Genomic DNA, 25,238 nt, shown 5'->3' with positions numbered 1-25,238 from the left:
GTGCGCGTACGCGGGCGCGACGACTTTCCGGGTCGGACGCGTACGTCGTCCTCGTCGTACTCCCGCCGTTTGGTCGCCAGGACCTGTCCCCTTCTCGCGTCAGTTCTTGCCGGTCACCATCGCTGACCATAGTGCCGGGAACTCGGGCATGGTCTTGGAGGTACACCCCACGTCGTCCACCTCGATGCCCGGAACGGCGAGCCCGGCCACCGCGGCGGCGTGGGCCATCCGGTGGTCGTGGTAGGTGCGGAACATCCCGCCGCGCAGCGGGCGAGGCCGGATCTCCAGCCCGTCCGGTGTCTCGGTGATGTCGGCCCCGAGGGCGGCGAACTCCCGCGCCAGCGCGGCCAGCCGGTCGGTCTCGTGGCCGCGGATGTGCCCGACACCGGTGAAGACCGACGGCGAGTCGGCAAGCATGGCCAGCGCGGTCAGCGCGGGGGTCAGCTCGCTGACGTCGGACAGATCGGCGGTCAGGCCGTGCACCACCCCGGTGCCGCGCACGGTCAGCCCGTTGGTGGAGAGGGTGACCTCGCCGCCCATCCGCTGCAGCAGCGAGCGGAGTTGCTCGACCGGCTGGGCGCTGCTGTGCGGCCAACCCTGCAGGGTCACCTCACCACCGGTGACCAGGGCGGCGGCGAAGAACGGCACCGCGCCGGAGAGGTCCGGCTCGATCTCCCAGCCACGCCCGGTGAGCGGGCCGGGCTCGACGGTCCAGACGTCGGGGGTGGTGTCGTCGACGGCGGCGCCGGCGGCCCGCAGCATCTGCACGGTCATCCGCAGGTGCGGCGCGGAGGGCACCGGCGCACCGACGTGGCGCACCACGAGGCCCCGGTCGAAGCGCGGGGCGGCCAGCAGCAGACCGGAGACCAGCTGGCTGGACGCGGACGCGTCGATCACCACCTCGCCGCCGGTGACCCCACCGGTGCCGAGCACGGTCAGCGGGAGGCTGCCCGTCCCGGTGGCGTCGATCCGGACGCCCAGCGAGCGCAGCGCGTCGACCAGCGGGCCGAGCGGGCGGGTGCGGGCGTGCGGGTCGCCGTCGAAGGTGACCTGCCCGTCGGTCAGCCCCGCCACCGGCGGCAGGAACCGCATCACGGTGCCGGCCAGCCCCACGTCCACGTGGGCGGGGCCGACCAGCGGGTGCGGCCGGACCAGCCAACGCTCGTCGTCGTTGATCGACACGTAGGTGCCCATCGCGCGCAGGCCGGCGGCCATCAGCTCGGTGTCACGGGCGCGCAGCGGCTCGGCCAGGGTCGACGGCCCGGCGGCCACGGCGCTGAGCACCAGGGCGCGGGCGGTCATCGACTTGGAGCCGGGCAGGCGCAGTGTCGCCGACACCGGGTCGGACGCGGTCGGTGCGCTCCACGGCTGCGGCGGCCGGGTCGCGGTCAGATTCCCCACGGTTACATTCTGCCGTGTCGGCCGGTGAGTGACGCCGACCGGCGGTCGTACTCCCGGTTGGCGGGACAGCAGGCCGGGCCCCCGGCGGGTTAGCGTGAGCGCATGTGCGGCAGGTACGCGACGACCCGTGGCTCCGGCGAGTTGAGCGCGCTGTTCGAGTCGTCCGACGACACCGACGGCGCGATCCGGCCGGATCACAACGTCGCGCCCACCGATCGCGTGCCGCTGGTCCGGCTCACCCCGGAAGGGCATCGCAGCCTCTGTGTCGCCCGCTGGGGGTTTCTGCCGCACTGGTCCCGTTCCGCCGCCGGCGCCGCCCGCATGATCAACGCGCGGGCCGAGACGGTGGCCACCAGTCGGGCGTACGCCGGCGCGTTCACCCGCCGCCGCTGCCTGGTCCCGGCCGACGGCTGGTACGAGTGGGTCCGCCAGCCCGACGGCGGCCGGCAGGCGTACTTCATGACCCCGGCCGACGGCTCGGTGCTCGCCCTGGCCGGCATCTGGTCGGTCTGGGAGTCCGGCGCCGAGAGTCGGCTCACCTTCAGCGTGCTGACCACCGCGGCGCTCGGCGAGCTGGCCGAGGTGCACGACCGGATGCCGGTGCTGCTGCCGCCCGATCAGTGGTCGTCCTGGCTGGGGCCGTGCGACGAGCCCGAACGCCTGCTCGCGCCCGCGTCGCCCGATCGGCTGGCCGGGTTGGAGATCCGCCCGGTCGGGCCGGCGGTGGGTGACGTCCGCAACGACGGCCCGGAGTTGACCGCCCGAGTGTCCGTTCGGCCGCTGCCGGCCCCATCGGAGCTGACCCTGTTCTGAAGATGACAGGCATCGTCGGGCACCGATTTGCCAGGGTTCTGCTCGATTCGTCGCCTGGCCGTTCAGCCATGTTCTCCGTAGCCCCTTGTCCCGGTGTCCGGAAGTGCGATACAACACAGCGCCGGTAGTGGCTGTCGATTCGCACGGGGCGGACGACATCCACCGATCTTGCCGGTCCCACGGGGGAGGTGGGTGGAATGACACGGGCGCGTATGCCCCGTCCGCACGAGGTGGCTGCGGCACGGAGAGATCCGCGGCTGCTGCGGGCCTTGCGAGAACGCCGACAGGACGACGCGTGGCGCACCAGAGGGACGTGCCAGAGCGTCGATCCGGAGACGTTCTTTCCGGCGCCGAACGAACCGGCGGACGCCGCCGTCGCGCTGTGCCGCAGTTGTGACGTGCAGGGTTCCTGCCTGGCGTGGGCGCTGGAGGTCGGCGACTGCCACGGCGTGTGGGGCGCGACCACACCCCGCGAGCGGCGGGCGATGCTGGTCGCCTGGCGCGGCGAGGTGGAGCCCGATCCGGACGCGGCCGACGACGCCGGCCCTCCGGTACGCGACCGCCTGCTCACCCTGGTGCCGCTGAGCTGACCGCCGGGGGCGAACCATCCCGGTGATCGGCGAGGGCGGCGCAGAATGGGTCGGTGCTGCCCAGCGAAGAGATCAACACGCCCCGCGGTCCGGCGCGGATCGACACCGACCTGCCGGCCCCGTCGGCGACCGCCCTGCTGGTGCTCGGGCACGGGGCGGGCGGCAGCGTCGACGCGCCCGACCTGCTCGCGGTACGGGACACGGCGGTCGAGGCCGGCCTGACGGTGATCCGGGTGACCCAGCCGTACCGGGTCGCCGGCCGTCGCGCGCCGGCCCCCGCCGGGCACCTCGACGAGGCGTGGGCGGCAGTGCTCGCCGCGCTGCGCGCTCGCCACGACGAGGTGCCCACGTTGCTGGTCGGAGGTCGTTCCAGCGGCGCGCGGGTGGCCTGCCGGACGGCCCGCGCGGTGGGCGCCGCCGGCGTCGTCGCGCTGGCCTTCCCGCTGCACCCGCCCGGCCGGCCGGAACGCTCCCGGGCCGCCGAACTGGCCACCGGCCTGCCGACGCTGGTGGTCAACGGCGACCGGGACCCGTTCGGGGTGCCGGCGTCGGGGCCGGGCGTGCAGGTCGTGACCCGGCCGGGTGAGACGCACGACCTACGGCGGGATCCGGCCGGCACCGCGGACGTGGTGCGGGACTGGCTGCGCCGGCACCGCTGGACGGCCGACTGAACCGTCCGACCGTTTCCGCCGCCGGCCACGGGTCGTTGCATCCGTTGGTGCCGCCGGCCCGATTCGGACGGACGGCGCCAGTCCTCCCAGGCCCTTCCTGGTCCCAGCGCCGGTGCCACCGGGGCCGGGACCAGGAACGGGAGAGCCGGGCGGAATGCCCCACCGGTCATCTCGCGTTACTAACCCCGGACGACTTTTCTGCGAGGGGGGTGACCGGTGCCGACCGAGACACGAAGCCTGGAACGGGACGAGCGGGACGCCCGGCAGCTACAGCGGCTGCTGGATGGTCCGGACTGGCCCGTGACAGCGGGACCGGGCGGGGTGGGTGCGGTGAGCACGGGCACACCAGCCGGAAGTGAATCTGTGGGCAGGTCCGTGCGCGTATCCTCGGCGGGAAAGCATCCGACGCGAGGGGATGTGCGGTTGACCACCGAGAAGACGGACGAGCGCAGGGCCCGGTTCGAGCGGGACGCGATGCCATTCGTCGATCAGCTCTACGCTGCTGGGCTGCGCATGACGCGCAACCCGGCGGATGCCGAAGACCTGGTCCAGGAGACCTACCTGAAGGCGTACGCGGCCTTCCACCAGTTCGAGCAGGGCACGAACCTGAAGGCCTGGCTCTACCGGATCCTGACCAACACCTACATCAACTCCTACCGCAAGCGGCAGCGCCAACCGATCCAGGCGCCCACGGAGGAGATCACCGACTGGCAGCTCGCCGAGGCCGAGTCGCACACCTCCAGCGGGCTGCGCTCGGCCGAGACCGAGGCTCTGGACCGGCTGCCGGACAGCGACGTGAAGGAGGCCCTCCAGCAGTTGCCGGAGGAGTTCCGCCTGGCCGTCTACCTGACCGACGTGGAGGGCTTCTCCTACAAGGAGGTCGCCGACATCATGGGCACGCCGATCGGCACCGTGATGTCGCGTCTGCACCGCGGCCGTCGTAATCTGCGCAAGCTGCTCGAGCAGTACGCCGCGGAGCGGGGCTTCAGCCCCGCCCGGTCCGCGAAGGGCTCTGCCGCTGCCGCTGCCGGCCGGGAGGTGTGACGTGAGCTGTGGAAAGCCGCACGAGACGGACTGCCGCGAGGTGCTCGCGGAGGTCTACCTCTACCTGGATCTCGAGTGCGCCGACGAGCGGCGCTCGCTGATCCGGCACCACCTCGACGAGTGCGGGCCGTGCCTGCGCGAGTACGGGCTCGAACAGGAGGTGCGGGCACTGGTCGCCCGTTGCTGCGGCAACGAGACCGCACCCGATCAGCTGCGCGAGCGGCTGCGGGTCAAGCTCACCGAGCTGGTGGTCTTCGAGACCAGCGATTCCCGTGAGCTGGCCGACTGAGCGTCGGCGTACCGAAACGGCGAAACACCGGTGGCCCGGGTCGATCTTCGACCCGGGCCACCGGCGTACCCGGCCTGCGCCGGGTCGGACTGACCGGTGACGGGCGCATCGCCCGTCGGCGCGTTCAGGAGTTGGGACGCTTGCCGTGGTTGGCGGCGCTCTTCTTGCGGGCCTTCTTCTTGCGGGACTTCTTCGCCATGCTGACCTCCTCGTGATGGGTCGGATCCGTGCTGCGCGCGGCCTCGCGCCGGTGCACCCACCGGCCGCCCGGCGTCGGGTCCGACCCGCTGATGGTAGTGCGCTCGGCACCCGGTGCCTTCCCCCGGGGCCGCCCCGGCCGGCGGGCCGCACCGCTCCGCTCCCGCGTCCCACCCTCGCGTGATTGGATACGTCGGCAGGCACATCGCGAAAAAGGGAGGGCCGTGGACATGGCCGAGGAGATCCGCGCCGAGATGGTGGCGAACGTCTGGAAGGTCGTCGCGTCGGCGGGCGACACCGTGTCCGAGGGCGACACTCTGGTGATCCTCGAGTCGATGAAGATGGAGATCCCGGTCGTCGCCGAGGCCGATGGCGTGGTCCAGCAGCTCGCCGTGCACGAGGGCGACGTCGTGCAGGACGGCGACTTGATCGCGGTGATCGGTTGAGCGGGCTGCTGGTCCGGCTCGCCGACAGCGCCGACTTCCCGGCGGTCGCCCGGCTGACAGTGGCCGCGTACGAGGCGGACGGTCAGCTCAAGGGCGAGCACGGGTACGGGGCGGTGCTGGCCGACGTCTCGACCCGGGCCGCCAGCGGCGAGGTGCTGGTCGCGGTGGACGAGGCGACCGGCGCGGTGCGCGGCTCGGTCACCTTCGTGCTGCCGGGCACTCCGTTCGCCGAGCTGTCCGGGCCGGGCGAGGCGGAGTTCCGCATGCTGGCGGTCGACCCGGCCGCCCAGGGTCGGGGTGTGGGCGCGGCGCTGGCCCAGGCGTGCGTCGACCGGGCGGCCGAGCTGGGCTGTACGGCGGTCGTCATCTGCGTCCGCGCGGGGATGGCCGTTTCGGCCCACCGGCTCTACGAGCGCCTCGGGTTCGTCCGCATGCCGGAGAAGGACTGGTCGCCGGTGGAGGGCGTGGCCCTGCTGGGCCTGCGGCTGGAGCTGCCCCGCACCTGAGGCCGGCTCGTCAGCCCCGACCGCTGGCCAAGGCCGCGTCCTCGTCGGGCTCCGCGCCGATCGCGGCCAGCAACTCGTCGGCCACCTCCAGCGCCAGCCGGCGGCGTTCGGCGTCGGTGATGCCCGGCGCCCGCACGGCGAACCAGCTGGTGTGCACGGCGAACAGGGACAGGGTGGCGCGCAGTTGGGCGGCGGGGGAGTCGTCGCCCCGGCAGAGGGCGCTGGCGAGCCGCATCATCCGGCCACGCATCTGCTGGCCGGAGGAGAGGCTCTTGAGCACTGTCTGGTTCTGCTCGAAGAAGCGCATCACCGACGGCATGTCGCCGCCGAACATCGTGTCGGCGTAGCGGGAGATGAGAGCGCGGCGGGTGGCCAGGGTCGCGGGCTGTGAGTCGGCCCAGGCGGTCAGCGCGTCCATCTGATCCAGCCGATCCTCCACGAAGCTGGCGACGATGTCGTCCTTGCTCTTGAAGTGGTAGTAGAGCGCCGCCTTGGTGACGTTGAGGCGTTCGGCGATCTCCCGCAGCGAGGTCTTCTCGTAGCCCTGCTCGGTGAAGAGCTCCAACGCGACGGCCTTGATCCGCTCTCGGGTGCCGCCTGTGCTCTCCCTCACCTACGCCCCCCAATTCACTTGACCGTCAGTTGGTACCCAACTTACCGTGCGGCTAGTAAGGTGACTAGCCGGGCGGCAAGTAAGTAAGGCAATCTTTGGGGGGAGCTTACCCATGACACAGGCAACCCAGGCCGGCGCACGACCCAACGTACGGGTCGTGCTGTTCGGGCTGATGATCGCGATGATGCTCGCGATGCTCGACAACATGATCGTGAGCACCGCGCTGCCGCGGATCACCTTCGAGTTCGGCGGTGCCGGCCACTTCACGTGGATCGTCACGGCGTACATCCTCGGCACGACTGTCTCCACGCCGATCTGGGGCAAGCTCGGCGACCTCTACGGTCGCAAGACGGTCTTCCTGACCTCGGTGGTCATCTTCCTGATCGGATCGGCGCTCTGCGGCATGGCCGGCTCGGCGATGTTCGGCGGTGTCGACAAGGGCATGATGGAGCTGATCGCCTTCCGCGCCGTGCAGGGCCTGGGCGCCGGCGGCCTGATGGTCGGCGTGATGGCGATCATCGGCGATCTGGTGCCGCCGCGTGAGCGCGGGCGCTACCAGGGCATGATCGCTGGCATCATGGCCATCGCCATGGTGGCCGGCCCGCTGGTCGGCGGCTTCATCACCGACAACCTCTCCTGGCGCTGGGCGTTCTACGTGAACCTGCCGCTGGGTGGCATCGCGCTGCTCGTGCTGATCACCACGATGCACCTGCCGAAGTACCGCACCGAGCACCGGATCGACTGGCTCGGCGCCGGCCTGCTCTCGGTCGGCATCACCGCGATCGTGCTGATCACCACCTGGGGCGGCAACGAGTACGACTGGGTCTCGCCGCAGATCCTCGGCCTGGCCGTGCTGGCGCTGGTCGCGCTGGTGGCGTTCGGCCTCGTGGAGCGCCGGGTTCCGGAGCCGATCCTGCCGCTGGCGCTGTTCGCCAACCGCAACTTCGCGCTGATCTCGGTGATCGGCTTCCTGCTCGGCTTCGCGATGTTCGGCGCGATGAACTTCCTGCCGCTCTACCAGCAGACCGTGCAGGGGGCCTCGGCCACCAACAGCGGCCTGCTGTTGCTGCCGTTGATGTTCGGCATGCTGGTGGTCTCGCTGGTCATCGGCCGGGCGATCACCAAGAACGGTAGGTACCGGGCGTACCCGATCATCGGCGGCGTGGTGATGACCGGGGGCATGGCGCTGCTCTCCATGCTCGCCCTCGACACCAGCAAGCTGCAGTCCTCGCTCTACATGGTCGTGCTGGGCGTCGGCATGGGCTTCCTCATGCAGACCTCCATGCTGATCGCGCAGAACAGCGTGGAGCAGAAGGACCTGGGGGCGGCGAGCGGCGCGGCCACCTTCTTCCGGTCGATCGGCGGCTCGTTCGGTGTCTCGCTCTTCGGCGCGATCTTCGCCAACCAGCTCGCCGGCTCCGCCGCCGGCAAGGCGTTCAGCGGCGGCGGCGAGGGCGGGATGGACCTGGAGAAGCTCAAGCAGCTGCCCGCCCAGACGCGTGAGCTGGTCCTCACCGGCCTCTCGGACGCGATCTCGCACGTGTTCCTCTGGGCTGTGCTGTTCACCATCGTGATCCCGGTGCTCGCCTGGTTCATCAAGGAGATCCCGCTGCGCACCGCCAACGAGGCGCCGCCGCAGGCCACCCCGGAGGAGGAGGCCGAGGTCGCCCTCGGCAAGGCCCCGGTCGCCTGAGCCCACCCGGCACCCGCGCGCCGCGTCGTCCCCCGGTGGGGAGGGCGCGGCGCGCGGGTCAGGAGCGGCGGGTCAGCCGTTGCCAGAGGCGGCGCAGCGGGTTGCGGGGGCGGGGGATTCGGGGGGCCAGCTCGCCGAGCATCCGGGTGGCCAGTGCCGCGGTGTCCGGGTCCAGGGCGGGGGCGGCCAGCGCGAGGTGGGCCAGCGAGACCGCGATCGGCACCGGCCGGGCCTGGGCCACCGCCGCCGCGTCGGCCAACCGGTCCGCCACCACGCGGGCCACGTCCGGCCGCACCGCCGGGTCCACCCAGGCGGCGGTGATCAGGGCGAACAGCGCCGCCTCGGTGACCCAGTCCTCCACACCCCAGACCAGGTCCACCAGCACCCGGCGCCGGGTCGAGTCCGCCCAGGGCTCGTCGGTGCGCTGGTGCAGCAGCCCCAGACAGGCCCAGACCTGCACCCCGCGGACCCAGATCGACGGATCCTGGGCGGCCAGCAGTCGTCCCAGCCCGCTCGCCGGTGCCGCGGGCGGGTGCACCAGCAGCCCGAGCAGGTCGTCGACGTCGAGGCCGGCCAGGCCCACCGCCGCGTCGTAGGCCGCTGGCGGGTGCGGCCACGCCGGGTGGGCCACCTGTCCGATCCGTTCGACCGCCGCCGCCGAGGGCACCGGCAGCGCCGGCGTCGGCACGTTCTCCGCGAAATGCCACAGCCGCTGCGCGGACGGGCGTCGGGGCTCGCGCGGGTCCGGCTCCGCGGCGTCGGCGACCTCGATCCGCAGTCCGGGCGCCACCGCCGTCGCCGTCCGTAGGGCGCTCGGTGGGGCTGCCGCCGCGAGGCGTACGGCGCCGCCGATGCCGTTGTCGTCGTCGGCGACCGCCCGGCGGAGCGCGTCGACCAGGGGGCCGCCGGCCGGCGTCAGTTGCCCGAGCCAGGGCCGTCCCCGGCAGCACTGGGCCAGATCGCCGTGCTCGTGGCTGTCGTCCGGGTGGTCACGGATGAAGTCGGCGAGCGCGACCAGGTGGGACAGGTCGCCGTCGCGCAGGTGCCGCAGCCGGTGGGCGGTGTGCACCGCGCAGTCGAACGACGGGTCCCGGGCCAGCGCCCGCTCGGTCCACTCCAACGCCTCGTCGAGTCGGCCGGTCTCGGCCAGGGTGCCGGCGATGTCGGCGTAGATGGCCAGGTCGTCGGGGTCCAGGTCGACCGCCCGGCCGAGCGCCGCGAGGGCGTCGCGGGTCCGACCCGCGCTGCGGTACGCGTACCCGAGCCAGACCTCGCCCATCTTCGACGGCTGGCACCGTACTCCTCGGCTGGCCCAGCGGATCGCCAGCGCGACCTCGCCGAGCCGTCGGGCCAGCGCGGACGCCGCGCCCAGCAGGAGACCGTGCTCGGGGTGCACGGTGGCGGCGTTGCGGGCCAGCGTGAGGTACGGCGTGAGGGCGTTCCGCCCGGCCCTCGGCACCGGGTCGGTCAGCGCCGCGCAGACCTGCATGAGGACGCGGGCGATGTGTTCCGGTTCCAGCCGTTCGGCCAGCTCGGAGGCGGTCACCCACGGCACGCCCGCCCACTGGGTGCCGGGGGTGTGACCGGTCGCCGCCGCCAGCAGCTCCAGACCCTCGGCGGGGCGACCGGCGGCGGCCAGCAGGTGGGCGCGGGCGACGACCGCGCCCACGAAGGTGTGGTGGTTGATCGGGAAGAGGTCGAGCCCTCCTCCGTCGGCCGCAGCGAGGCGGGCCAGCGTCTCGTGCACCTCAGGCAGGGTGGGTGCCCGCGCCAGCGCGCCGGCCAGGTGGCCGGCGGCATGGTGGAGGTCACCCTCGTCCAGTGCCAGCCGGGCCAGGGCCAGCTCCTCCGTCGCGGAGAGCGCGGGCTCGTCCCTTCCCTCTGGCACGGTGTCCTCTCGTCGCAGCTACAGACAGCGGGGCCCAGCGTAGTTGATATTGAGATGATCAAGTGATCAACTGCGCACTGCTGCTCGAACAATTGCTGCTGTCAACTCTAACGTGCAAGACTGAGCAGGAAACGCGCGGCAATCGCGCAAGAGGGGAGCGTTCGTGACACGTGCAGGGTCCGGAATGGCGGCCGACATCGACGAGCAGCCCGCCGGCTACGCGCGCCTGCTCGACAGCGCCAACGCCGCGGCGATCGCCCGGGTGGCGGCTGTCGTGGCCGAGCGTCGACCGCGACACGTGGTCTTCACCGCCCGGGGCACGTCCGACCACGCGGCCCTCTACGGCGCGTACCTGACCGAGATCCGGCTCGGCCTGCCCGCCGGGCTCGCCTCGCCGAGCGTGGTCACCCTGTTCGGCGCCCGCCCCGACCTGTCCGACGCGCTCGTCGTCGGGGTCAGCCAGAGCGGTGGCTCACCCGACCTCGCCGAGGTGCTGCGCGCCGCGCGGGCCTCCGGCGCGCTCACCCTCGCGGTGACCAACGCCCCCGGCTCCCCGCTGGCCGAGACGGCCGAGTTGAGCATCGACATCGCCGCCGGGCACGAGCGGGCGGTGGCGGCGACGAAGACGTACACCGCCGAACTGCTCGCCCTGCTCATGCTGGTCGAGGGGATCCGGGCCGGCGACGGCGTGCTCCCGGCGGCCGAGCGGGAGGCGCTCGCCGCGCTGCCCGACCTGGCCACCAGGACGCTCGCCGACGACACCCCGGCCCAGCTCGCGCCGCGCTACCGCTTCGCCCGCCAACTGGTCACCACCGGCCGTGGGTACGCCTACCCGACCGCCCGCGAGGCCGCGCTGAAGCTGATGGAGACCTCGTACCTGCCGGCGCTCGCCTTCTCCGGCGCCGACCTGCTGCACGGCCCGCTCGCGATGACCGACCCGGAGGTCCCGGTGCTCGCCGTCGTCGGCTCCGGTCCGGGTGGCCGGTCGATGGGCGAGGTGCTGCCCCGCCTCGGCGAGCGCCGCGCCGACGTGGTGGTCGTCGGCTCCGCCGACGTGCCGGGCGCCACCCGGCTCGCCGTCCCCGAGGTCGACGAGCGGTACGCGCCACTGCTGGACATCCTGCCGTTGCAGCGGCTGGCGCTGGCGTTGGCCCTGACCCGTGGCGAGGACCCGGACGCGCCGCGCGGCCTGAAGAAGGTCACCGCGACGATGTGAGGCGCCGCGCGGCGTGGCACCCTGGTCACCGTGTCCACGCTGCGCGACCTCGCCGAGGAGCACACCCATCTCCGTCCGGCCGACATCGACCACCTGCACCGGATCGCCGGCGACTGGCAGCTGCTCTCCGATCTGTCCTTCGCCGACCTGCTGCTCTGGGTGCCGGTCGACGCCGAGGGCACGTTCCTCTGTGTCGCCCAGGTCCGCCCGACGACCGCGCCCACCGCGTACCAGGACGACCAGGTGGGCCGGATCATCGGCGGCTCGGAGGTGGCCCACCTGGGGGTCGCCTACTCCCAGGGGCGGATCTGGCGGGAGGGCGACCCGGTCTGGTACGGCGACGTGCCGGCCCGACACGAGGCGATCCCGGTCCGGCTACGCACCGCCGACGGCGAGGCCGGCGAAGTGATCGCGGTGGTCGGCCGCGACACCAACCTCTCCACCGCGCGTACGCCCAGCCAGCTGGAACTCAACTATCTGACCACGGCCGACGACCTGGCCCAGATGATCGCGGACGGCACCTTCCCGCCACCGCGGCACCCGGGCGAGACCACCTCCGCCCCCCGCGTCGGCGACGGCCTGGTCCGGCTGGACGCCGGTGGCAAGGTCACCTACGCGAGCCCGAACGCGCAGTCCGCGTACCGCCGGTTGGGCTACGCCTCCCACCTGGTGGGGGAGGATCTGGCCGCGCTGCACCGCCGGCTGGCGGGCGACCCGCTGGACGGCACCGAGGCGGCGAACGGCATCCTGGCGGCGTTGCGCGGCGAGGCGCCGCCCCGGCGGGAGATCGACGCACGCGGGGCCACGATGCTCACCCGCGCCCTGCCGCTGATGCCGGCCGGGGTGCCGATCGGCGCGCTCGTGCTGGTGCGCGACATCACCGAGGTCCGTCGTCGCGACCGGGCACTGATCACCAAGGACGCCACCATCCGGGAAATCCATCACCGGGTGAAGAACAACCTCCAGACGGTGGCCGCCCTGCTGCGGTTGCAGGCCCGCCGGGTGGCCATGCCGGAGGCCCGGGTCGCCCTGGAGGAGTCCGTCCGCCGGGTCGCTTCGATCGCTCTCGTGCACGAGACGCTCTCGATGTCCAGCGACGAGGCGGTCGAGTTCGACGGCATCGTCGACCGGGTCGCCAGCGCGGCGACCGAGGTCGCGGCGACCGAGGTGAGCGTCGGCATGCGCCGCAAGGGCAGCTTCGGCGTACTGCCCGCGGAGATCGCCACGTCGCTGGTGATGGTCCTCAACGAACTGCTGCTCAACGCCGTCGAACACGGCTTCCCCCCAGCCGACGAGACGGACGACGCACCCGTGCCGCCGACCTCGGGCGTGGTGCCGGCCGTCGTCGCCGAGGTTGATCCGTCGGCGCGACCGGAGGTGGTGGTGTCGGCGCACCGGTTCCGCAAGATGCTGCACGTCTCGGTGACTGACAACGGGCGCGGGCTGCCACCCGAGTTCGACGCCGAGCGCGGCAGCCGACTCGGTCTCCAGATCGTGCGGGCCCTGGTCACCGGCGAGCTGCGCGGCACCATCGAGCTGCGCGCGGGCGCCAAGGGCGGCACCGAGGCGCTGCTCGTCGTCCCGCTGGCCCGCAACGCCCCGGAAGGCCGCTCACAAGCCTGACCCCCCGCCCGGTTACGCCTCCGTCGGCCGCTGGGGCTCTGGCGTTGGTGACGCGTTCGCGGTCCGGCGTTGGTGGCGCGTTTACCGTCCCGGCTTGCCGGCGCGGCGCGGCCGGGCAGTCATGTCGTTTGGAGCCCTATACCTGTGAGTCATAAAAATGACTCACAGGTATATCGCCTACTGAGGTGTGGCGGCTGACGGCCGACGGCTGGCGGCTGGCGGCTGGCGGGGTCCAGGCTGTCGCGCCGAGCCCCCCGACCCTGGGCGGCATCGGCCCGAGGCGACGACCGGGCTGGGCCGGTGGGTCAGCGATCGGGGCGGCTGGTCAGCAGCGCGACGGTCAGGCCGGCACGCTGCCAGACCTGCGTGACGGTGAAGTCGGTGCGCAGCGCGTCGCCCTTGGCGCCGGGCACGGCGGCCAGCGGCTCGGCGTGCCGGCCGGAGACGACGAGCCACACTCGTGTCGTACCGGCCAGGCACTGTGCCGGTTGCGGGCACTCGGCGGCCCACAGGTCGCCCCGGCGGACCTCGTCCTCGGTGACCAGCACATCCCGTGGGGGGTCGCCGAGGTGGTATTCGATGCCGAGGTCGAGGAAGAGCCAACTGTGCCGGGGCGAGTAGACCACCGCGTCCCCCGGGCGTTGGCCGTCGGCGATCACCTGAGCCGCGCCCGCGTAGTCCACCGGCGCGCTGCGCGGCCACTCGTGGGTCCGGCGCAGCGCGGCCTGGTCGGGTAGGCCGAGCAGCGCGGCCAGGACCACCACGACGAGAGCGGCCGGTGGGGCCACGGCGGCCAGCGCCGAGCCCGCCAGCAGACACGCGAACGGCACCACGAAGACCAGGTACCGAGGAACCCACAGGGGTACGACCGTGCCGACGGCGAAGAGCAGCAGCACGGGCAGCAGCATCGCGCTCACCGGCAGCAGGGCGCGCCGCCCGAGCCGGGCAGCGCCCAGAGCGGCGACCCCGACCAGCAGACCGCCCACCATGCTGCTCTGGGCCACGCCGCCGGGCAGCGCGCTCAGGTCGTCCAGCCGGGCCGGATCGACCCAGCTCAACTGCTGGGAGCGCTGGGCGCGGGCGCGCAGCAGCAACGGGGTCACCACCAGCGCGGCCGGCACCAGGGCGATCACCCACCGCCAAATCCGCCCGTCCCGGCCGCCGGGCCGGCCGGCCGGCGCATTGTCGTGGACCGGCGCATTGTCGTGGACCGGCGCATTGTCGTGGACCGGCGCGCTGTCGTGGGTCGGGGTGGTGTGGTGGACCGGCGCGGTGTGGTGGGTCGGCGTGGTCCCGGCGACCGGCGAGGCGATGCCGGCGGCGGCCGGGCCACGCCACCAGGTGATGACGACGACCAGCGCATGCGCGGCGAGCAGGGTGAGCGCGATCAGATGGATGAGCCCGAGCGCGGCGACGGCGACGGCGTAACCGGCCCAACGGGCCCAGCTCGGTCGACGCAACGCGGTCACCAGCTGCAGGGTGGCGAGCACCGCGAGCATGGTGGCCAGCGCGTACGGGCGGGCCTCCTGGCCGTAGCGGGAGGTGCCGGGGAGCACCGCGAACAGCAGCCCCGCGAAGAGGCCGGCACGCCGGTCGACGAGTCGCGCGCCGAGCACGGCGAGCAACCCGGCGGCCGCGGTCATCGCCAACACGGCCGGTACCCGCAGGGCGATGGTGGAGTCGCCGAAGACTCTGGTCCAGCCGTGCATCAGCAGGTAGTACGGCCCGGTGGCGGCGTCGATGGTGCCGGCCAGGCGGGCCAGGTCGCGGGGCGACCGGGTGGCCGCGCTCCAGGTCGCCAGCTCGTCGCGCCAGAGCTGGGCGGAGCCCAGCCCGGTCACCGTCACCGCCAGGGTGAGCAGCGCCGGGGCGAGCCAGACCGGCAGGCGACGCAGGTGTTCCCACGCCGCCCCGGTCGACTCGGACAATCCGCCCACGGTTCGAGCCTGCCACGACCAGGCGGGCCCGTGATGTGGGATCCAGCACGCGGACATTGGCCGGCCCCCATGGGGTGTGGCAGCATGGGCCTATGACCGCCGCAGTCGTCCGCCGCTTCGTGGCTCGTCGCCACGTTGATTACGGCCGCGTGCGCAGCGCGATCTGTCCGGCCTACTGACGACGCCCGACCAATCCGTCTCGGGCGCGCTCCGCGCCGGCTGTCTGAAGACACCGTTGTCCCGCCCGCTATGCGGGCCGGCCGCCGCGCCCCGCGTAGCCTGAGGCACAGCAGACAACGGAGGACGCCGCGATGGCGGTCAGCAGCATCCCGGCCCGTTCCGAGGACCCGACGGCCCGCCCGGCCCGGGCGCCACGCCGGCCCCGGGGTGAGGGTCAGTGGGCGCTCGGCCACCGCGAGCCCCTCAACCCCAACGAGCGGATCAAGAAGGACGACGACCCGCTCAACGTCCGGGCCCGCATCGAGAACATCTACGCGCACCGCGGCTTCGCCTCCATCGACCCGCAGGATCTGCGCGGCCGTTTCCGCTGGTGGGGCCTCTACACCCAGCGCAAGGCGGGCATCGACGGCGGGCGCACCGCCGTGCTGGAGCCGCACGAGCTGGAGGACGAGTTCTTCATGCTCCGGGTCCGCATCGACGGCGGCCAGCTCAGCCTGGCCCAGTTGCGGGTGATCGCGGACATCTCCCGGGAGTTCGCCAGGGACACCGCCGACATCACCGACCGGCAGAACATCCAGTACCACTGGATCCGCGTCGAGGACATGCCGGAGATCTGGCGTCGGCTGGAGTCGGTCGGCCTGCAGACGACCGAGGCCTGCGGCGACTGCCCACGGATCGTGCTGGGCAGCCCGGTCGCCGGGGTGGCCCGCGACGAGCTGGTCGACCCGACCCCGGCGATCGACGAGATCGTCTCCCGGTACGTGGGGGACAAGCAGTTCTCCAACCTGCCCCGCAAGTTCAAGACCTCCATCTCCTGGCTGGTCGACACCCCGTACGAGTCGAACGACATCGCCTTCCTCGGCGTCGACCACCCCGAGCACGGGCCGGGCTTCGACGTCTGGGTCGGTGGCGGGCTCTCCACCAACCCGATGCTCGCCCAGCGGCTCGGCGTCTGGGTGCCGCTGGCCGAGGTGCCGGACGTGTGGGCCGGCGTGGTCGGGATCTTCCGCGACTACGGCTACCGCCGGCTGCGTAACCGGGCCCGGCTGAAGTTCCTGGTGGCCGACTGGGGCGTGGAGCGTTTCCGGGAGGTCCTGGAGAAGGAGTACCTGGGCCGTACGCTGCTCGACGGTCCCGCCCCGGAGCTGCCGGCGAAGCCGGTCGACCACGTGGGCGTGCACGAGCAGGCCGACGGGCGGCACTACGTGGGGGCCGCCCCGGTGGTCGGGCGGGTCTCCGGTGGGCAGCTCGCCCAGCTGGCCGACGTGGTCGAGGCGCACGGCAGCGACCGGGTGCGGCTCACCCCGTACCAGAAGCTGCTGGTGCTCGACGTGCCGTCGGAGCGGACGGAGTCGCTTGTCGACGCGCTTCGCGGGATCGGGCTGGAGGCCCGGCCGTCGGCCTGGCGACGCGGCACGATGGCGTGCACCGGCATCGAGTACTGCAAGCTCGCCATCGTCGAGACGAAGGCCCGCGGCGAGGAGCTGGTGGCCCGGCTGGAGCAGCGGCTGCGCGACTTCGACGCGGACATCTCGATCCACATCAACGGCTGCCCGAACGCCTGCGCCCGCACCCAGGTGGCCGACATCGGGCTCAAGGGCCAGCTGGTGGTCGGCCCGGACGGCCGCCAGGTAGAGGGCTTCCAGGTGCACCTGGGCGGTGGCCTGGGCATGGCGCAGGGGCAGAAGGCTGGTTTCGGCCGCAAGCTGCGCGGTCTGAAGACCACCGCCGACGAGCTTCCGGAGTACGTGGAACGGCTGGCCCGTCGCTACCTGGCCGGGCGGAGCGAGGGCGAGACGTTCGCCAACTGGGTGATCAGAGTCGACGAGGAGGAACTGCGATGAGCAGCGAGAACCGAGCGGCACCCCTGTACTGCCCGTACTGCGGCGAGGAGGACCTACGGCCGCACGAGGCGGGGCACGGCGCCTGGGAGTGCCACGCCTGCGCACGGGTCTTCTCGGTGAAGTTCACCGGGCTGCTCTCGCAGGCGGTGACCCGATGAGTCTCGTCTCCGCCGCGAGCCTGCGCCTGGTCGGTCCGGGCGCTCAGACCTCGACCGACCCGGCCGGGCGCAGCCCGGACGAGCTGCGGACGCTGGCCGAGCAGGCGGCTCAGGACCTGGAGGGCGCCCCCGCCCTGGAGATCGCCCGCTGGGCGGCGCAGACCTTTGGTGACCGCTTCTGCGTCACCAGCTCGATGGCCGACGCCGTCCTGGCCCACCTGGTGTCCCGGGTCGCCCCGGGGGTGGACGTGGTCTTCCTCGACACCGGTCTGCACTTCCCGGAGACACTGCGGGTGCGCGACGAGGTGGCCCGGACGCTGCCGGTGAACGTCCGGTCGATCCGGCCCCGGCTCACCGTGGGGCAGCAGGACGGCCAGTACGGTCCGCGACTGTTCAACAAGTCGCCGGACGACTGCTGCCAGCTGCGCAAGGTGGAGCCGCTGGAGCGGGCGCTGTCCGGGTACGACGCCTGGGCCGCCGGCCTGCGCCGGGACGAGTCGCCGACCCGTGCCAACACGCCTGTGGTGACGTTCGACGCGCGGCGCGGCAAGGTCAAGGTCAACCCGATCGCGGCCTGGTCGCAGGCGGACGTGGACGCCTACATCGCCCGCTGGAACGTCCCGGTCAACGAGCTGTTCAAGCAGGGCTACGGCTCGATCGGCTGCTGGCCGTGCACCCGACGGACGAAGGCCGGCGAGGACCCGCGGGCCGGGCGGTGGGCCATGTTCGAGAAGACCGAGTGCGGGCTGCACGTCTGACCCCGTCACCGACGACCCCGACCGGCCCGGTTGCGGCCGGCGGGGCGGCCCCGGTGGTGCTTGTCGCACACGGCAGCCGGGATCCACGAGCGGCCGAGGCCACCCGGGCGCTGGCCCGGGCGGTGTCGGCCGCCCGGCCCGGCCTGTCGGTGTGGGCGAGCTGGCTGGACCACACCGAGCCGGGACCGACCGAGGTGCTGCGCAGGCTGGCCGAGGCCGGGCATCCCCGTGCGGTGGTCGTGCCACTGCTGCTGACCGCCGCGTACCACCACCGGGTGGACATTCCGGCGGCCGTCGCCGCCGCGACGGAGGCCGGGCCCCCACTGGCGGTACGGGTGACCGACGTGCTCGGTCCGGCGGACGGAACGGTGTCGCCGGCGTTGCTGGCGGGGCTGCGCCGTCGGCTCGTCGAGGTTGGCCCGGGGCGCTTCGACGCGCTGGTGCTGGCCGCCGCGGGCACCCGGGACGCCCGGGCGCGCGGTTCGGTGGGCCGGGTGGCGGACGCGCTCGGCGCGGAGTTCGGGGTGCCCTGCCGGGTGTCGTACGCCTCGGCTGCCCCACCGGCGACCGGTGTGGCCGTGGCCCGGCTGCGGGCGGCCGGCGCGCGCCGGGTGGCGGTGTCCGCGTACTTCCTCGCGCCGGGCCTGTTCCACGACGCGGTGGCCGACTCGGCTCGGGCGGCCGGTGCGGTGGCGGTGGCGGCCCCGCTCACGGATGCGCCGGAGTTGGCCGAGCTGGTGCTACGCCGGGTCGACGACCGGGGCGCGCTGGCGCCGACGGGTTGACGGCTCAGCGGCTCGGGCGGCTCTGCCGCTGGCGGCTCAGGCGGCTCAGACCCTACGGCTCGGACGGCGGCTCAGGTGGGTTCGCGGGCACGGGACAGCAGTACGCCCCGGCAGGCGGACCTGCCGGGGCGTGCAGCTGTGTCGTTGGGGATCAGGCGGAGTGAGCGCGCAGCACCCGGAGGCCGCCGCGCCGCTTCACAGCGCGCCGCTCCTCCTCGCTCATCCCGCCCCAGACGCCGGCGTCCTGACCGGACTCGAGCGCCCACTGCAGGCACTGGTCGGTCACGGAGCAGCGCCGGCAGACGGCCTTGGCCTGCTCGACCTGCAGGAGAGCCGGTCCGGACGTCCCAATCGGGAAGAACAGTTCCGGGTCCTCGTCGCGGCAGACAGCATGGTGACGCCAGTCCATGGCGGCAACACTCCTCATTCTGGATGGGTGGCAATTTATTGCGGGTAGTGCTTTTCCTATATGCATCAGCAGTGCCTAAGGTGACCGTTCGCGTCTGACCATTCGGCAGTGCGTGAGCAGGCGGTTAGCCTCGGAGACCTGCTGGAACAGCTCAACCTGACGAGCATATCCAGGCAATGTCCCGGTAACTCAAGTTCGCTTGTGAATACTTTCACGAACGCTCGTGATGTCAAGGGTGACGCTCGGAAAAACTCCAAGCGGTGAGCAAGCCCACAACCCATTTGTCCGGGTTCCAGTGCGTTCCTGGTTACCCGCCGTGCCACAGCCGAGGATCAATATAGTACAGTCCGCGTGACATTGCTGACATTTCCGGCACCTGCCCCTCGGTGTGGCGGCACCTGCCGGCGCGGTTGCGGCGCCGCGTCGACCAAGGGCAGTACCCGAGACCTAGCAGATTACTCTGAGTGCGGCCGGAATGGATGCGAATCTGACTTTCTCCCGCTCGCCAAGATAGTCGCCGTCCAGCTGGAACGCCTGCGGGCGGCTGGAGAGCAGGGTGAACTCCGCTGTGTCATGGAGTCGTAACACCTGACGACCGCTCGGATCCGGCCGCCGGGACAGGAACTGGGTGACTGTCCGTGTTGTGCTAGCCACCCGGAGCTGACGCAGTGCCAGCACGTCGAGGCCGAGATCGAACGACGCCTCCGGGTTCGGGTTGACCTCGCGGTCGCCCAGGTACGTCCACGGAGCGGTGTTCTGGATGATGACGGTGGCCAGCTCGTCCTCCGCCGGCTCACCCGGTCGCTCCAGGCTGATCGCCGGATGCCGCCGGTCCGAGGCGAAGAAGTACTGGTTCATGATCGAGCGCAGGTAGAGCCCCGGAGTCGAGACCCGCCCCTTCCGCCGCGCCTGCTCCACCCGGTGGATCACCGCAGCGTCCAGGCCGAACCCGGCGCAGAAGGTGAAGTAGCGGTCGTCCGCGCGGCCCAGCCCGACCGTGCGGTGCCGGCCCAGGCGCAACCCTTCGAGGATCATGCTGGTCGCCTCCGGCCATTCCCGGGGCAGGCCCAACGCGCGGGCGAACACGTTTGTCGAACCGCCCGGAACGGTGGCCAACGCGGGCAGTCGCTCCGCCATCGAGGCGCCCTCGACGCCGGCCGGCGGTTCGGCCGCCATCAGGCCGTTCACCACCTCGTTCACAGTGCCGTCACCACCCAGGGTGACGACGAGATCGACCCCCTCCACGGCGGCCTCCCGGGCCAGCGCCATGGCGTGCCCCCGGCGACGGGTGTAGCGCACACTGAGGTCGACTTCGCTGCGCAGCGCCCGGACAAGCACGTCCCGGCTGCGTTCGCTGGTGGTGGTGGCCTTCGGATTGACCACCAGGACGGCCCGCATGGGCGGCACTGTACCTCTCGATAGCCCGGGTATCGTGGCGCGCGTGACCATCGACTCGGCCCCGGTTCCCGTCACACTCCGCTGGGCGGTGCGGCTGCTCTGGGCGGAGGCGGTCGCCGTCGGGCTGATCGCGGTCTGGCTGGTCTGGGCCGACCTCACCGCCACCACCACCGACCTGGCGTCGGCGTTGCTGGTGACCGCGTTCGCCGTCGGGGCGGCCGTCGCGCTCTGGGCGTTGGGCCGCGCGCTGCTGCGCCGACAGGCCGGCGCGCGGGCCCCCGCGATCGTCCTTCAGCTCATGCTGCTGCCGATCGGCTGGTTCATGATCCAGGCCGGGCTGGGCTGGCTGGGCGTACCGCTGATGGCGCTCGGCCTGGGCGTCGGCTGGCTGCTCGTCAGCCCGCCCACGACGAAGGCCCTCGGCTTCGAGTGACCCCGCCGCACGGGCGGAGAGCAACGGATTCGCCCGCGGCCCCGGCTGTACGGGGTCGGCGGGGTGCGTCGGTCAGTAGCCGCCGGAGCGGCGGGTGAGCAACGAGATCGTCGCCCGGCCGTCGGTGGCCGTGGCGGACGCCGACGTGGTCAGGGCGGTGAGCACCTTCCAGGCGAAGGACGACTCGGCCGGCAACGTTGCCCCGCGTACGGTCGGCACGGTCACCTCGACGGTCAGCGCGTCGTTGGTGACCGAGAACCGGCACTCCAACTCGGCGTCGCGGGTGGCGATGGCGAGCAGCATGGCGCACGCCTCGTCGACGGCGATCCGCAGATCCTCGATCTCGTCGAGCGCGAACTGCAACCGGGCCGCGAGGCCGGCGGTGGCGGTGCGGAGCACGCCGAGGTAACCGCCGTCGGCGGGCACCGTGAGGTGCACCACGTCGTCGTCGGTCGCTGGCTGGCCGGTCAGTTGAGTCACGCCTCATCCCCCCGGTCGGGGACTCTACCCGGTCAGTCGTTCGGGCGCGTGTCGGCGGCCTCCGCCTGAGCGGCCAGGTCGCGCAACGCGTCACCGCTGAGCCGGTAGGGGACCCACTCGCTCATCTGCTCGGCGCCGATGGAGGCGTAGAAACCGGCAGCCGGATTCCACTCGATCATCCACCACTCCAGCCGCCGGTAACCCCGTCGTACGCAGATGTCGGCGAGCGTGGCGAGCAGCAGCCGGCCCGCGCCGGTGCCCCGGGCGGCCGGGGATACGTAGAGATCCTCCAGGTAGATGCCGTGCACGCCAGCCCAGGTGGAGAAGTTGAGAAACCACAGGGCGAAGCCGACCGGCTGGTCGCGCTCGTCGACCGCGACGTGGCCGAAGAGCGCCGGAGCAGTCGCGAACAGCGCCGAGGTGAGCTGCTCGGTGGTGAGGTGGCACTGGTCGGGAGCGCGTTCGTACTCCGCCAACTCGTGCACCATGGCGACGACGGCCGGCACGTCCTCGGGACGTACCGGCCGGATCGTCGGGATGACCGCGTTGGTCACGCCTTCTTGGTCTCCCAGAAGATCTTCGCGATCTCGTCGATCTTCGCGAGGAGCTTGTCGGCGGTGGCCGGGTCGAGGCTGCCCTTGACGCCACCGGCGCCGGCGAGCTTGGTGGCCTCGTTGAACAGGGTGTGCAGGTTCGGGTACTTCTCGAAGTGCGGCGCCTTGAAGTAGTCGGTCCAGAGCACCCACAGGTGGTGCTTGACCAGCTCGGCGCGCTGCTCCTTGATGATGACCGCCCGGGTGCGGAACTCCGGGTCGGTGTTCGCCTGGTACTTCTCGCAGATCATTTTGACCGACTCGGCCTCGATCCGGGCCTGGGCCGGGTCGTAGACGCCGCACGGCAGGTCGCAGTGAGCGCTCGCGGTGACGCGGGGCGCAAGGATGCGTGGAAGTCGCATCGGGATCCTCCATGGGAAGTTTGCGATGATCAAAGGCGACATTACTCCTGGGAATGCTCCCCGAACCGGGTGGAGGTGAAACCAGTGCGAGCCGATCACCCGGCGGAGGCACCGCACCTGCGCGGGCCGCTGACGCCCGTTTCGGTGACGGGCCCGTCCATGGCGCCGACGCTGCGGCACGGCGACGCGGTGCTGGTCCGCTCGGGGGGGCGCCCGATCCGACCCGGTGACGTGGTGGTCGCCGTCTTCCGGACGCGTCCCGAGCTGCTGGTCGTGAAGCGGGCGGTACGACCGCAGGACGGCGGCTGGTGGCTGCGCGGCGACAACGATCTGGTCACCGACGACTCCCGGGCGTACGGGGTGGCCGACGTGCGCGGGAGGGTGCTGTTCCGCTACTGGCCCCGCCCCGGACGGGTGCACCGTCGGACGTTATGACCCTGCTCACATCCGAGTGACGGTACCGACACTATGCTCGGAAAGTGCCCGGGTGACCCCCCGCACCGCGTGCCACTGCTCGCCGCCCACCTCGCGGCCGGGCCGGCCGCCCCGTCTGCTCGACAGATCCTGGAGTCACCATCATGTCTTCGTCCACCGTGGACCCTGCTGATCCCGTCTTCCAACTGCACCTGGGCGGCAAGATGGCCGTCGCCTCGACGGTCCCGCTCACCAGCCGCGAGGACCTCTCCCTCGCGTACACCCCGGGTGTGGCCCGGGTGTGTGAGGCGATCGCCGCCGACCCCGACCTGGCCGACGACTACACCTGGGCGTCGCACGCCGTCGCGGTGGTCACCGATGGTTCGGCGGTGCTCGGGCTCGGCAACATCGGCCCGCGCGCCGCGCTGCCGGTGATGGAGGGCAAGGCGGTGCTGTTCAAGCAGTTCGCGGGGGTGGACGCGGTTCCGGTCTGCCTGGACACCCAGGACGTGGACGAGATCGTCGCGGTGGTGCGGGCACTGGCCCCGTCGTTCGGCGGGATCAACCTGGAGGACATCAGCGCGCCGCGCTGCTTCGAGGTGGAGCGCCGACTCGACGAGGCGCTGGACATCCCGGTCTTCCACGACGACCAGCACGGCACCGCCATCGTGGTGCTCGCCGCGCTGCGCAACGCCGCCACCCTGCTCAACCGCAAGCTCGGTGACCTGCGGGTGGCGGTGAGTGGCGCGGGCGCGGCCGGCGTGGCCGTGACGAAGATGCTGGTCGCCGGTGGGGTCAACCCCGACCAGGTGGTGGTCTGCGACTCCAAGGGGATCATCGGCCGGCACCGCACCGAGTTGACCGGCACCAAGGCCGAGTTGGCGGCGAGCACCAACGCCGACGGCCGCCAGGGCGACATCACCGAGGCGCTGCGTGGTGCGGACGTGCTGATCGGCGTCTCCGGCGGGCAGATCCCCGAGGCGGCCGTCGCCCAGATGGCACCCGGCGGGATCGTGTTCGCGCTGGCCAACCCGACCCCGGAGGTGCACCCCGAGGTGGCCACCCGGCACGTCGCGGTGGTCGCCACCGGCCGCAGCGACTTTCCCAACCAGATCAACAACGTGCTGGCCTTCCCCGGGGTGTTCCGGGGCGCGTTGGACGCGCGGGCCACCCGGATCACCGAGGGGATGAAGGTCGCCGCCGCGGACGCCATCGCCGGCGTGGTGGCCGAGTCGCTCACCGCCGACGCGATCGTCCCGTCGCCGCTCGACCCGCGCGTCGCCCCGGCCGTCGCCGAGGCCGTCGCCGAAGCGGCCCGCCGCGACGGAGTCGCCCGCCGGTAGGCGGGGCCCTTCTTAACGGGCGCTCAGCTTGTTACCGTGCCGATCATGCGTGCCGCCTTCGCCTCCCGCTTCGACGATGCCGATCCGCTCGCCGCCCTCACCGTCGGTGAGCGGCCCGAGCCGACCCACCCGGAGGACGACTGGGTGACCGTGCAGGTACGGGCCACCTCGCTCAACCACCACGACCTCTGGTCGCTGCGCGGCGTCGGTCTCACCGAGGCCCAGCTGCCGATGATCCTCGGCTGCGACGCGGTCGGCGTGGACGCCGATGGCAACGAGATGGTCGTCTACCCGGTCGTTGTCACCCCGGGTGACCCGCGCGGGGTTTCGATCCTGTCCGAGCACTTCGCCGGGACCCTCGCCGAGCGGGTCGCCGTACCCCGGTCGAACCTGATCCCACTGCCCGACGGCATGGCGGCGACCGACGCGGCGTGCCTGCCCACGGCCTGGCTGACCGCGTGGCGGATGCTGACCACCAAGGGCCGCGTCGCGGACGCCGACAGTGTGCTGGTGCAGGGCGCGGGCGGCGGCGTCGCGACCGCGGCCGTCGCGCTCGCTGTCGCGATGGGCAAGCGGGTGTACGCGACCAGCCGTGACGCCGCCAAGCGGGAGCGGATCACTGCCCTCGGGGCGACTGCCCTGGAGTCCGGTGCCCGGCTGCCGGAGCGGGTCGACGTGGTGATCGAGACGGTCGGCGCGGCGACGTTCGACCACTCGTTGAAGTCGGCCGCGCCGATGGCCCGGATCGTGGTCTCCGGCGCCACCGCCGGGCACCAGCCGTCGGTCAACCTCCGCCGGGTCTTCGCCATGCAGCTGGAGATCCTGGGGACCTCGATGGGCACGCCGGAGGAGCTGTACGAGCTGCTGGCGTTCTGCGCCGAGAACGAGGTCCGCCCGGTGATCGACACCGTGGTCCCGTTCAGCCGGGTCGAGGACGCCTTCGCCCGCCTGCACTCCGGCGACACCTTCGGCAAGATCGTCATCGACCACACCGCCTGACGCACGTCGTGCCCCCGCCGGACGCCGCCCGGCCGGCCCAGCCCCGCCCCGCCCCGCCCCGCCCCGCCCCAAGATCGCGCAACATCATGGAAATAGTGGCCTCCGCGTCGTGGGAGGCCACTATTTCCTGGTTAATGCGCGATCTTGAGCGGTC

The 25,238-nt window shown here is 72.3% G+C and carries 28 protein-coding genes; 18 read left to right on the top strand and 10 right to left on the bottom strand.

The annotated features are described in order from the left end of the window. Positions 1-99: 99 nt before the first annotated feature. Positions 100-1,401: a 3-phosphoshikimate 1-carboxyvinyltransferase gene (gene aroA / locus ABZU53_RS03745; RefSeq protein ID WP_355063673.1), complete on the bottom strand. Its 1,302-nt coding sequence runs from the start codon at positions 1,399-1,401 to the stop codon at positions 100-102. A gap of 102 nt (positions 1,402-1,503) precedes the next feature. On the opposite strand from aroA, the gene ABZU53_RS03740 reads away from it, so the two are divergent. From ABZU53_RS03740 to rsrA, 5 genes are all read left to right on the top strand, one after another. Beyond that, positions 1,504-2,214, top strand: a complete 711-nt coding sequence (locus tag ABZU53_RS03740) for an SOS response-associated peptidase (protein WP_355063671.1) — start codon at positions 1,504-1,506, stop codon at positions 2,212-2,214. A gap of 197 nt (positions 2,215-2,411) precedes the next feature. After that, a complete protein-coding gene (locus ABZU53_RS03735; protein WP_007464737.1) occupies positions 2,412-2,804 on the top strand; it encodes a WhiB family transcriptional regulator in 393 nt (130 codons plus the stop codon). Positions 2,805-2,857: 53 nt separating this feature from the next. Next, positions 2,858-3,475: an alpha/beta family hydrolase gene (locus ABZU53_RS03730; RefSeq protein WP_355063669.1), complete on the top strand. Its 618-nt coding sequence runs from the start codon at positions 2,858-2,860 to the stop codon at positions 3,473-3,475. 216 nt (positions 3,476-3,691) lie between these two features. After that, entirely contained in the window at positions 3,692-4,519 is an 828-nt protein-coding gene (locus ABZU53_RS03725; RefSeq protein ID WP_354861333.1) for a sigma-70 family RNA polymerase sigma factor, read from the top strand. Position 4,520: 1 nt separating this feature from the next. After that, entirely contained in the window at positions 4,521-4,808 is a 288-nt protein-coding gene (gene rsrA / locus ABZU53_RS03720) for a mycothiol system anti-sigma-R factor (protein WP_007464731.1), read from the top strand. A gap of 124 nt (positions 4,809-4,932) precedes the next feature. Here the strand turns inward: rsrA and ABZU53_RS03715 are convergent, their stop codons facing one another. Continuing rightward, entirely contained in the window at positions 4,933-5,064 is a 132-nt protein-coding gene (locus ABZU53_RS03715; protein ID WP_255787660.1) for a hypothetical protein, read from the bottom strand. Positions 5,065-5,230: 166 nt separating this feature from the next. On the opposite strand from ABZU53_RS03715, the gene ABZU53_RS03710 reads away from it, so the two are divergent. Together ABZU53_RS03710 and ABZU53_RS03705 are read left to right on the top strand one after the other, a co-directional pair. Beyond that, complete coding sequence (locus tag ABZU53_RS03710; RefSeq protein WP_007464729.1) at positions 5,231-5,452, top strand: biotin/lipoyl-binding carrier protein; 222 nt, start codon at positions 5,231-5,233, stop codon at positions 5,450-5,452. Further along, positions 5,449-5,958 carry a GNAT family N-acetyltransferase gene (locus ABZU53_RS03705; protein ID WP_355063667.1) on the top strand — a complete coding sequence of 170 codons (510 nt, stop codon included), beginning with the start codon at positions 5,449-5,451 and terminating at the stop codon, positions 5,956-5,958. The genes ABZU53_RS03710 and ABZU53_RS03705 overlap by 4 nt, the downstream gene beginning before the upstream one ends. A gap of 10 nt (positions 5,959-5,968) precedes the next feature. On the opposite strand, the gene ABZU53_RS03700 is transcribed toward ABZU53_RS03705, so the two are convergent. Then, complete coding sequence (locus ABZU53_RS03700; RefSeq protein WP_355063665.1) at positions 5,969-6,571, bottom strand: helix-turn-helix domain-containing protein; 603 nt, start codon at positions 6,569-6,571, stop codon at positions 5,969-5,971. Between the two features lie 112 nt (positions 6,572-6,683). On the opposite strand from ABZU53_RS03700, the gene ABZU53_RS03695 reads away from it, so the two are divergent. After that, positions 6,684-8,264, top strand: coding sequence for an MDR family MFS transporter (locus ABZU53_RS03695; RefSeq protein ID WP_355063663.1), 1,581 nt, complete (start codon positions 6,684-6,686; stop codon positions 8,262-8,264). Positions 8,265-8,322: 58 nt separating this feature from the next. Here the strand turns inward: ABZU53_RS03695 and ABZU53_RS03690 are convergent, their stop codons facing one another. Next, entirely contained in the window at positions 8,323-10,152 is a 1,830-nt protein-coding gene (locus ABZU53_RS03690; protein ID WP_355063661.1) for a tetratricopeptide repeat protein, read from the bottom strand. Between the two features lie 184 nt (positions 10,153-10,336). Here ABZU53_RS03690 and ABZU53_RS03685 point away from each other — a divergent pair, with 184 nt between their 5' ends. After that, entirely contained in the window at positions 10,337-11,368 is a 1,032-nt protein-coding gene (locus ABZU53_RS03685; RefSeq protein ID WP_355063794.1) for an SIS domain-containing protein, read from the top strand. Between the two features lie 30 nt (positions 11,369-11,398). Then, positions 11,399-12,991, top strand: coding sequence for a histidine kinase N-terminal domain-containing protein (locus ABZU53_RS03680; RefSeq protein WP_355063659.1), 1,593 nt, complete (start codon positions 11,399-11,401; stop codon positions 12,989-12,991). A 305-nt stretch (positions 12,992-13,296) separates the two neighbouring features. Here the strand turns inward: ABZU53_RS03680 and ABZU53_RS03675 are convergent, their stop codons facing one another. Continuing rightward, positions 13,297-14,928, bottom strand: a complete 1,632-nt coding sequence (locus ABZU53_RS03675; RefSeq protein WP_355063657.1) for a glycosyltransferase family 39 protein — start codon at positions 14,926-14,928, stop codon at positions 13,297-13,299. Between the two features lie 311 nt (positions 14,929-15,239). Between ABZU53_RS03675 and ABZU53_RS03670 the strand changes: the two genes are divergently transcribed. The 4 genes from ABZU53_RS03670 to ABZU53_RS03655 are packed head-to-tail and all read left to right on the top strand — an operon-like array spanning position 15,240 to position 18,653. Next, the gene (locus ABZU53_RS03670; protein ID WP_355063655.1) at positions 15,240-16,952 is read left to right on the top strand and encodes a nitrite/sulfite reductase; all 1,713 of its coding nucleotides are present in this window, start codon (positions 15,240-15,242) and stop codon (positions 16,950-16,952) included. After that, positions 16,949-17,110: a hypothetical protein gene (locus ABZU53_RS03665; RefSeq protein ID WP_354858473.1), complete on the top strand. Its 162-nt coding sequence runs from the start codon at positions 16,949-16,951 to the stop codon at positions 17,108-17,110. Before ABZU53_RS03670 ends, ABZU53_RS03665 begins: the two co-directional genes overlap by 4 nt. Next, entirely contained in the window at positions 17,107-17,868 is a 762-nt protein-coding gene (locus tag ABZU53_RS03660) for a phosphoadenylyl-sulfate reductase (protein WP_355063653.1), read from the top strand. The genes ABZU53_RS03665 and ABZU53_RS03660 overlap by 4 nt, the downstream gene beginning before the upstream one ends. Further along, complete coding sequence (locus ABZU53_RS03655) at positions 17,865-18,653, top strand: CbiX/SirB N-terminal domain-containing protein (RefSeq protein ID WP_355063792.1); 789 nt, start codon at positions 17,865-17,867, stop codon at positions 18,651-18,653. Before ABZU53_RS03660 ends, ABZU53_RS03655 begins: the two co-directional genes overlap by 4 nt. Positions 18,654-18,804: 151 nt before the next feature. Here the strand turns inward: ABZU53_RS03655 and ABZU53_RS03650 are convergent, their stop codons facing one another. Together ABZU53_RS03650 and ABZU53_RS03645 are read right to left on the bottom strand one after the other, a co-directional pair. Continuing rightward, positions 18,805-19,062 (bottom strand): WhiB family transcriptional regulator, encoded by a 258-nt coding sequence (locus tag ABZU53_RS03650; RefSeq protein WP_007072794.1) that lies wholly within the window; start codon positions 19,060-19,062, stop codon positions 18,805-18,807. Between the two features lie 447 nt (positions 19,063-19,509). Further along, positions 19,510-20,460, bottom strand: coding sequence for a diacylglycerol kinase family protein (locus ABZU53_RS03645; protein ID WP_354858476.1), 951 nt, complete (start codon positions 20,458-20,460; stop codon positions 19,510-19,512). 43 nt (positions 20,461-20,503) lie between these two features. Between ABZU53_RS03645 and ABZU53_RS03640 the strand changes: the two genes are divergently transcribed. Beyond that, entirely contained in the window at positions 20,504-20,893 is a 390-nt protein-coding gene (locus ABZU53_RS03640) for a hypothetical protein (protein WP_234588649.1), read from the top strand. Positions 20,894-20,965: 72 nt separating this feature from the next. Here the strand turns inward: ABZU53_RS03640 and ABZU53_RS03635 are convergent, their stop codons facing one another. The 3 genes from ABZU53_RS03635 to sodN form a co-directional block, all read right to left on the bottom strand. Beyond that, positions 20,966-21,373: an ATP-binding protein gene (locus ABZU53_RS03635; RefSeq protein ID WP_266245852.1), complete on the bottom strand. Its 408-nt coding sequence runs from the start codon at positions 21,371-21,373 to the stop codon at positions 20,966-20,968. A gap of 32 nt (positions 21,374-21,405) precedes the next feature. Further along, positions 21,406-21,861 carry a GNAT family N-acetyltransferase gene (locus ABZU53_RS03630; RefSeq protein ID WP_354858530.1) on the bottom strand — a complete coding sequence of 152 codons (456 nt, stop codon included), beginning with the start codon at positions 21,859-21,861 and terminating at the stop codon, positions 21,406-21,408. A gap of 62 nt (positions 21,862-21,923) precedes the next feature. Continuing rightward, entirely contained in the window at positions 21,924-22,328 is a 405-nt protein-coding gene (gene sodN / locus ABZU53_RS03625) for a superoxide dismutase, Ni (protein ID WP_007464694.1), read from the bottom strand. Between the two features lie 84 nt (positions 22,329-22,412). Between sodN and ABZU53_RS03620 the strand changes: the two genes are divergently transcribed. From ABZU53_RS03620 to ABZU53_RS03610, 3 genes are all read left to right on the top strand, one after another. Continuing rightward, the gene (locus tag ABZU53_RS03620) at positions 22,413-22,763 is read left to right on the top strand and encodes a S26 family signal peptidase (RefSeq protein ID WP_354858479.1); all 351 of its coding nucleotides are present in this window, start codon (positions 22,413-22,415) and stop codon (positions 22,761-22,763) included. Between the two features lie 143 nt (positions 22,764-22,906). Then, a complete protein-coding gene (locus ABZU53_RS03615) occupies positions 22,907-24,085 on the top strand; it encodes an NADP-dependent malic enzyme (RefSeq protein ID WP_355063651.1) in 1,179 nt (392 codons plus the stop codon). A 36-nt stretch (positions 24,086-24,121) separates the two neighbouring features. Continuing rightward, positions 24,122-25,084 carry a zinc-binding dehydrogenase gene (locus tag ABZU53_RS03610; RefSeq protein WP_354858483.1) on the top strand — a complete coding sequence of 321 codons (963 nt, stop codon included), beginning with the start codon at positions 24,122-24,124 and terminating at the stop codon, positions 25,082-25,084. Positions 25,085-25,238 lie beyond the last annotated feature (154 nt).

It is taken from the genome of Micromonospora sp. NPDC005194, assembly GCF_040608335.1.
GTDB lineage: Bacteria > Actinomycetota > Actinomycetes > Mycobacteriales > Micromonosporaceae > Micromonospora.
This window is presented reverse-complemented; position numbering and strand designations above follow the sequence as displayed.

What these genes read in the sequence shown, in the direction of transcription:
- ABZU53_RS03660 (WP_355063653.1), top strand. Translation starts at nt 17,107, where the DNA reads ATGAGTCTCGTCTCCGCCGCGAGCCTGCGCCTGGTCGGTCCGGGCGCT.
- ABZU53_RS03650 (WP_007072794.1), bottom strand. Translation starts at nt 19,062, where the DNA reads ATGGACTGGCGTCACCATGCTGTCTGCCGCGACGAGGACCCGGAACTG.
- sodN (WP_007464694.1), bottom strand. Translation starts at nt 22,328, where the DNA reads ATGCGACTTCCACGCATCCTTGCGCCCCGCGTCACCGCGAGCGCTCAC.
- ABZU53_RS03695 (WP_355063663.1), top strand. Translation starts at nt 6,684, where the DNA reads ATGACACAGGCAACCCAGGCCGGCGCACGACCCAACGTACGGGTCGTG.
- ABZU53_RS03615 (WP_355063651.1), top strand. Translation starts at nt 22,907, where the DNA reads ATGTCTTCGTCCACCGTGGACCCTGCTGATCCCGTCTTCCAACTGCAC.
- ABZU53_RS03740 (WP_355063671.1), top strand. Translation starts at nt 1,504, where the DNA reads ATGTGCGGCAGGTACGCGACGACCCGTGGCTCCGGCGAGTTGAGCGCG.
- ABZU53_RS03630 (WP_354858530.1), bottom strand. Translation starts at nt 21,861, where the DNA reads ATGGTGCACGAGTTGGCGGAGTACGAACGCGCTCCCGACCAGTGCCAC.
- ABZU53_RS03670 (WP_355063655.1), top strand. Translation starts at nt 15,240, where the DNA reads ATGGCGGTCAGCAGCATCCCGGCCCGTTCCGAGGACCCGACGGCCCGC.
- ABZU53_RS03685 (WP_355063794.1), top strand. Translation starts at nt 10,337, where the DNA reads ATGGCGGCCGACATCGACGAGCAGCCCGCCGGCTACGCGCGCCTGCTC.
- ABZU53_RS03645 (WP_354858476.1), bottom strand. Translation starts at nt 20,460, where the DNA reads ATGCGGGCCGTCCTGGTGGTCAATCCGAAGGCCACCACCACCAGCGAA.
- ABZU53_RS03735 (WP_007464737.1), top strand. Translation starts at nt 2,412, where the DNA reads ATGACACGGGCGCGTATGCCCCGTCCGCACGAGGTGGCTGCGGCACGG.
- ABZU53_RS03665 (WP_354858473.1), top strand. Translation starts at nt 16,949, where the DNA reads ATGAGCAGCGAGAACCGAGCGGCACCCCTGTACTGCCCGTACTGCGGC.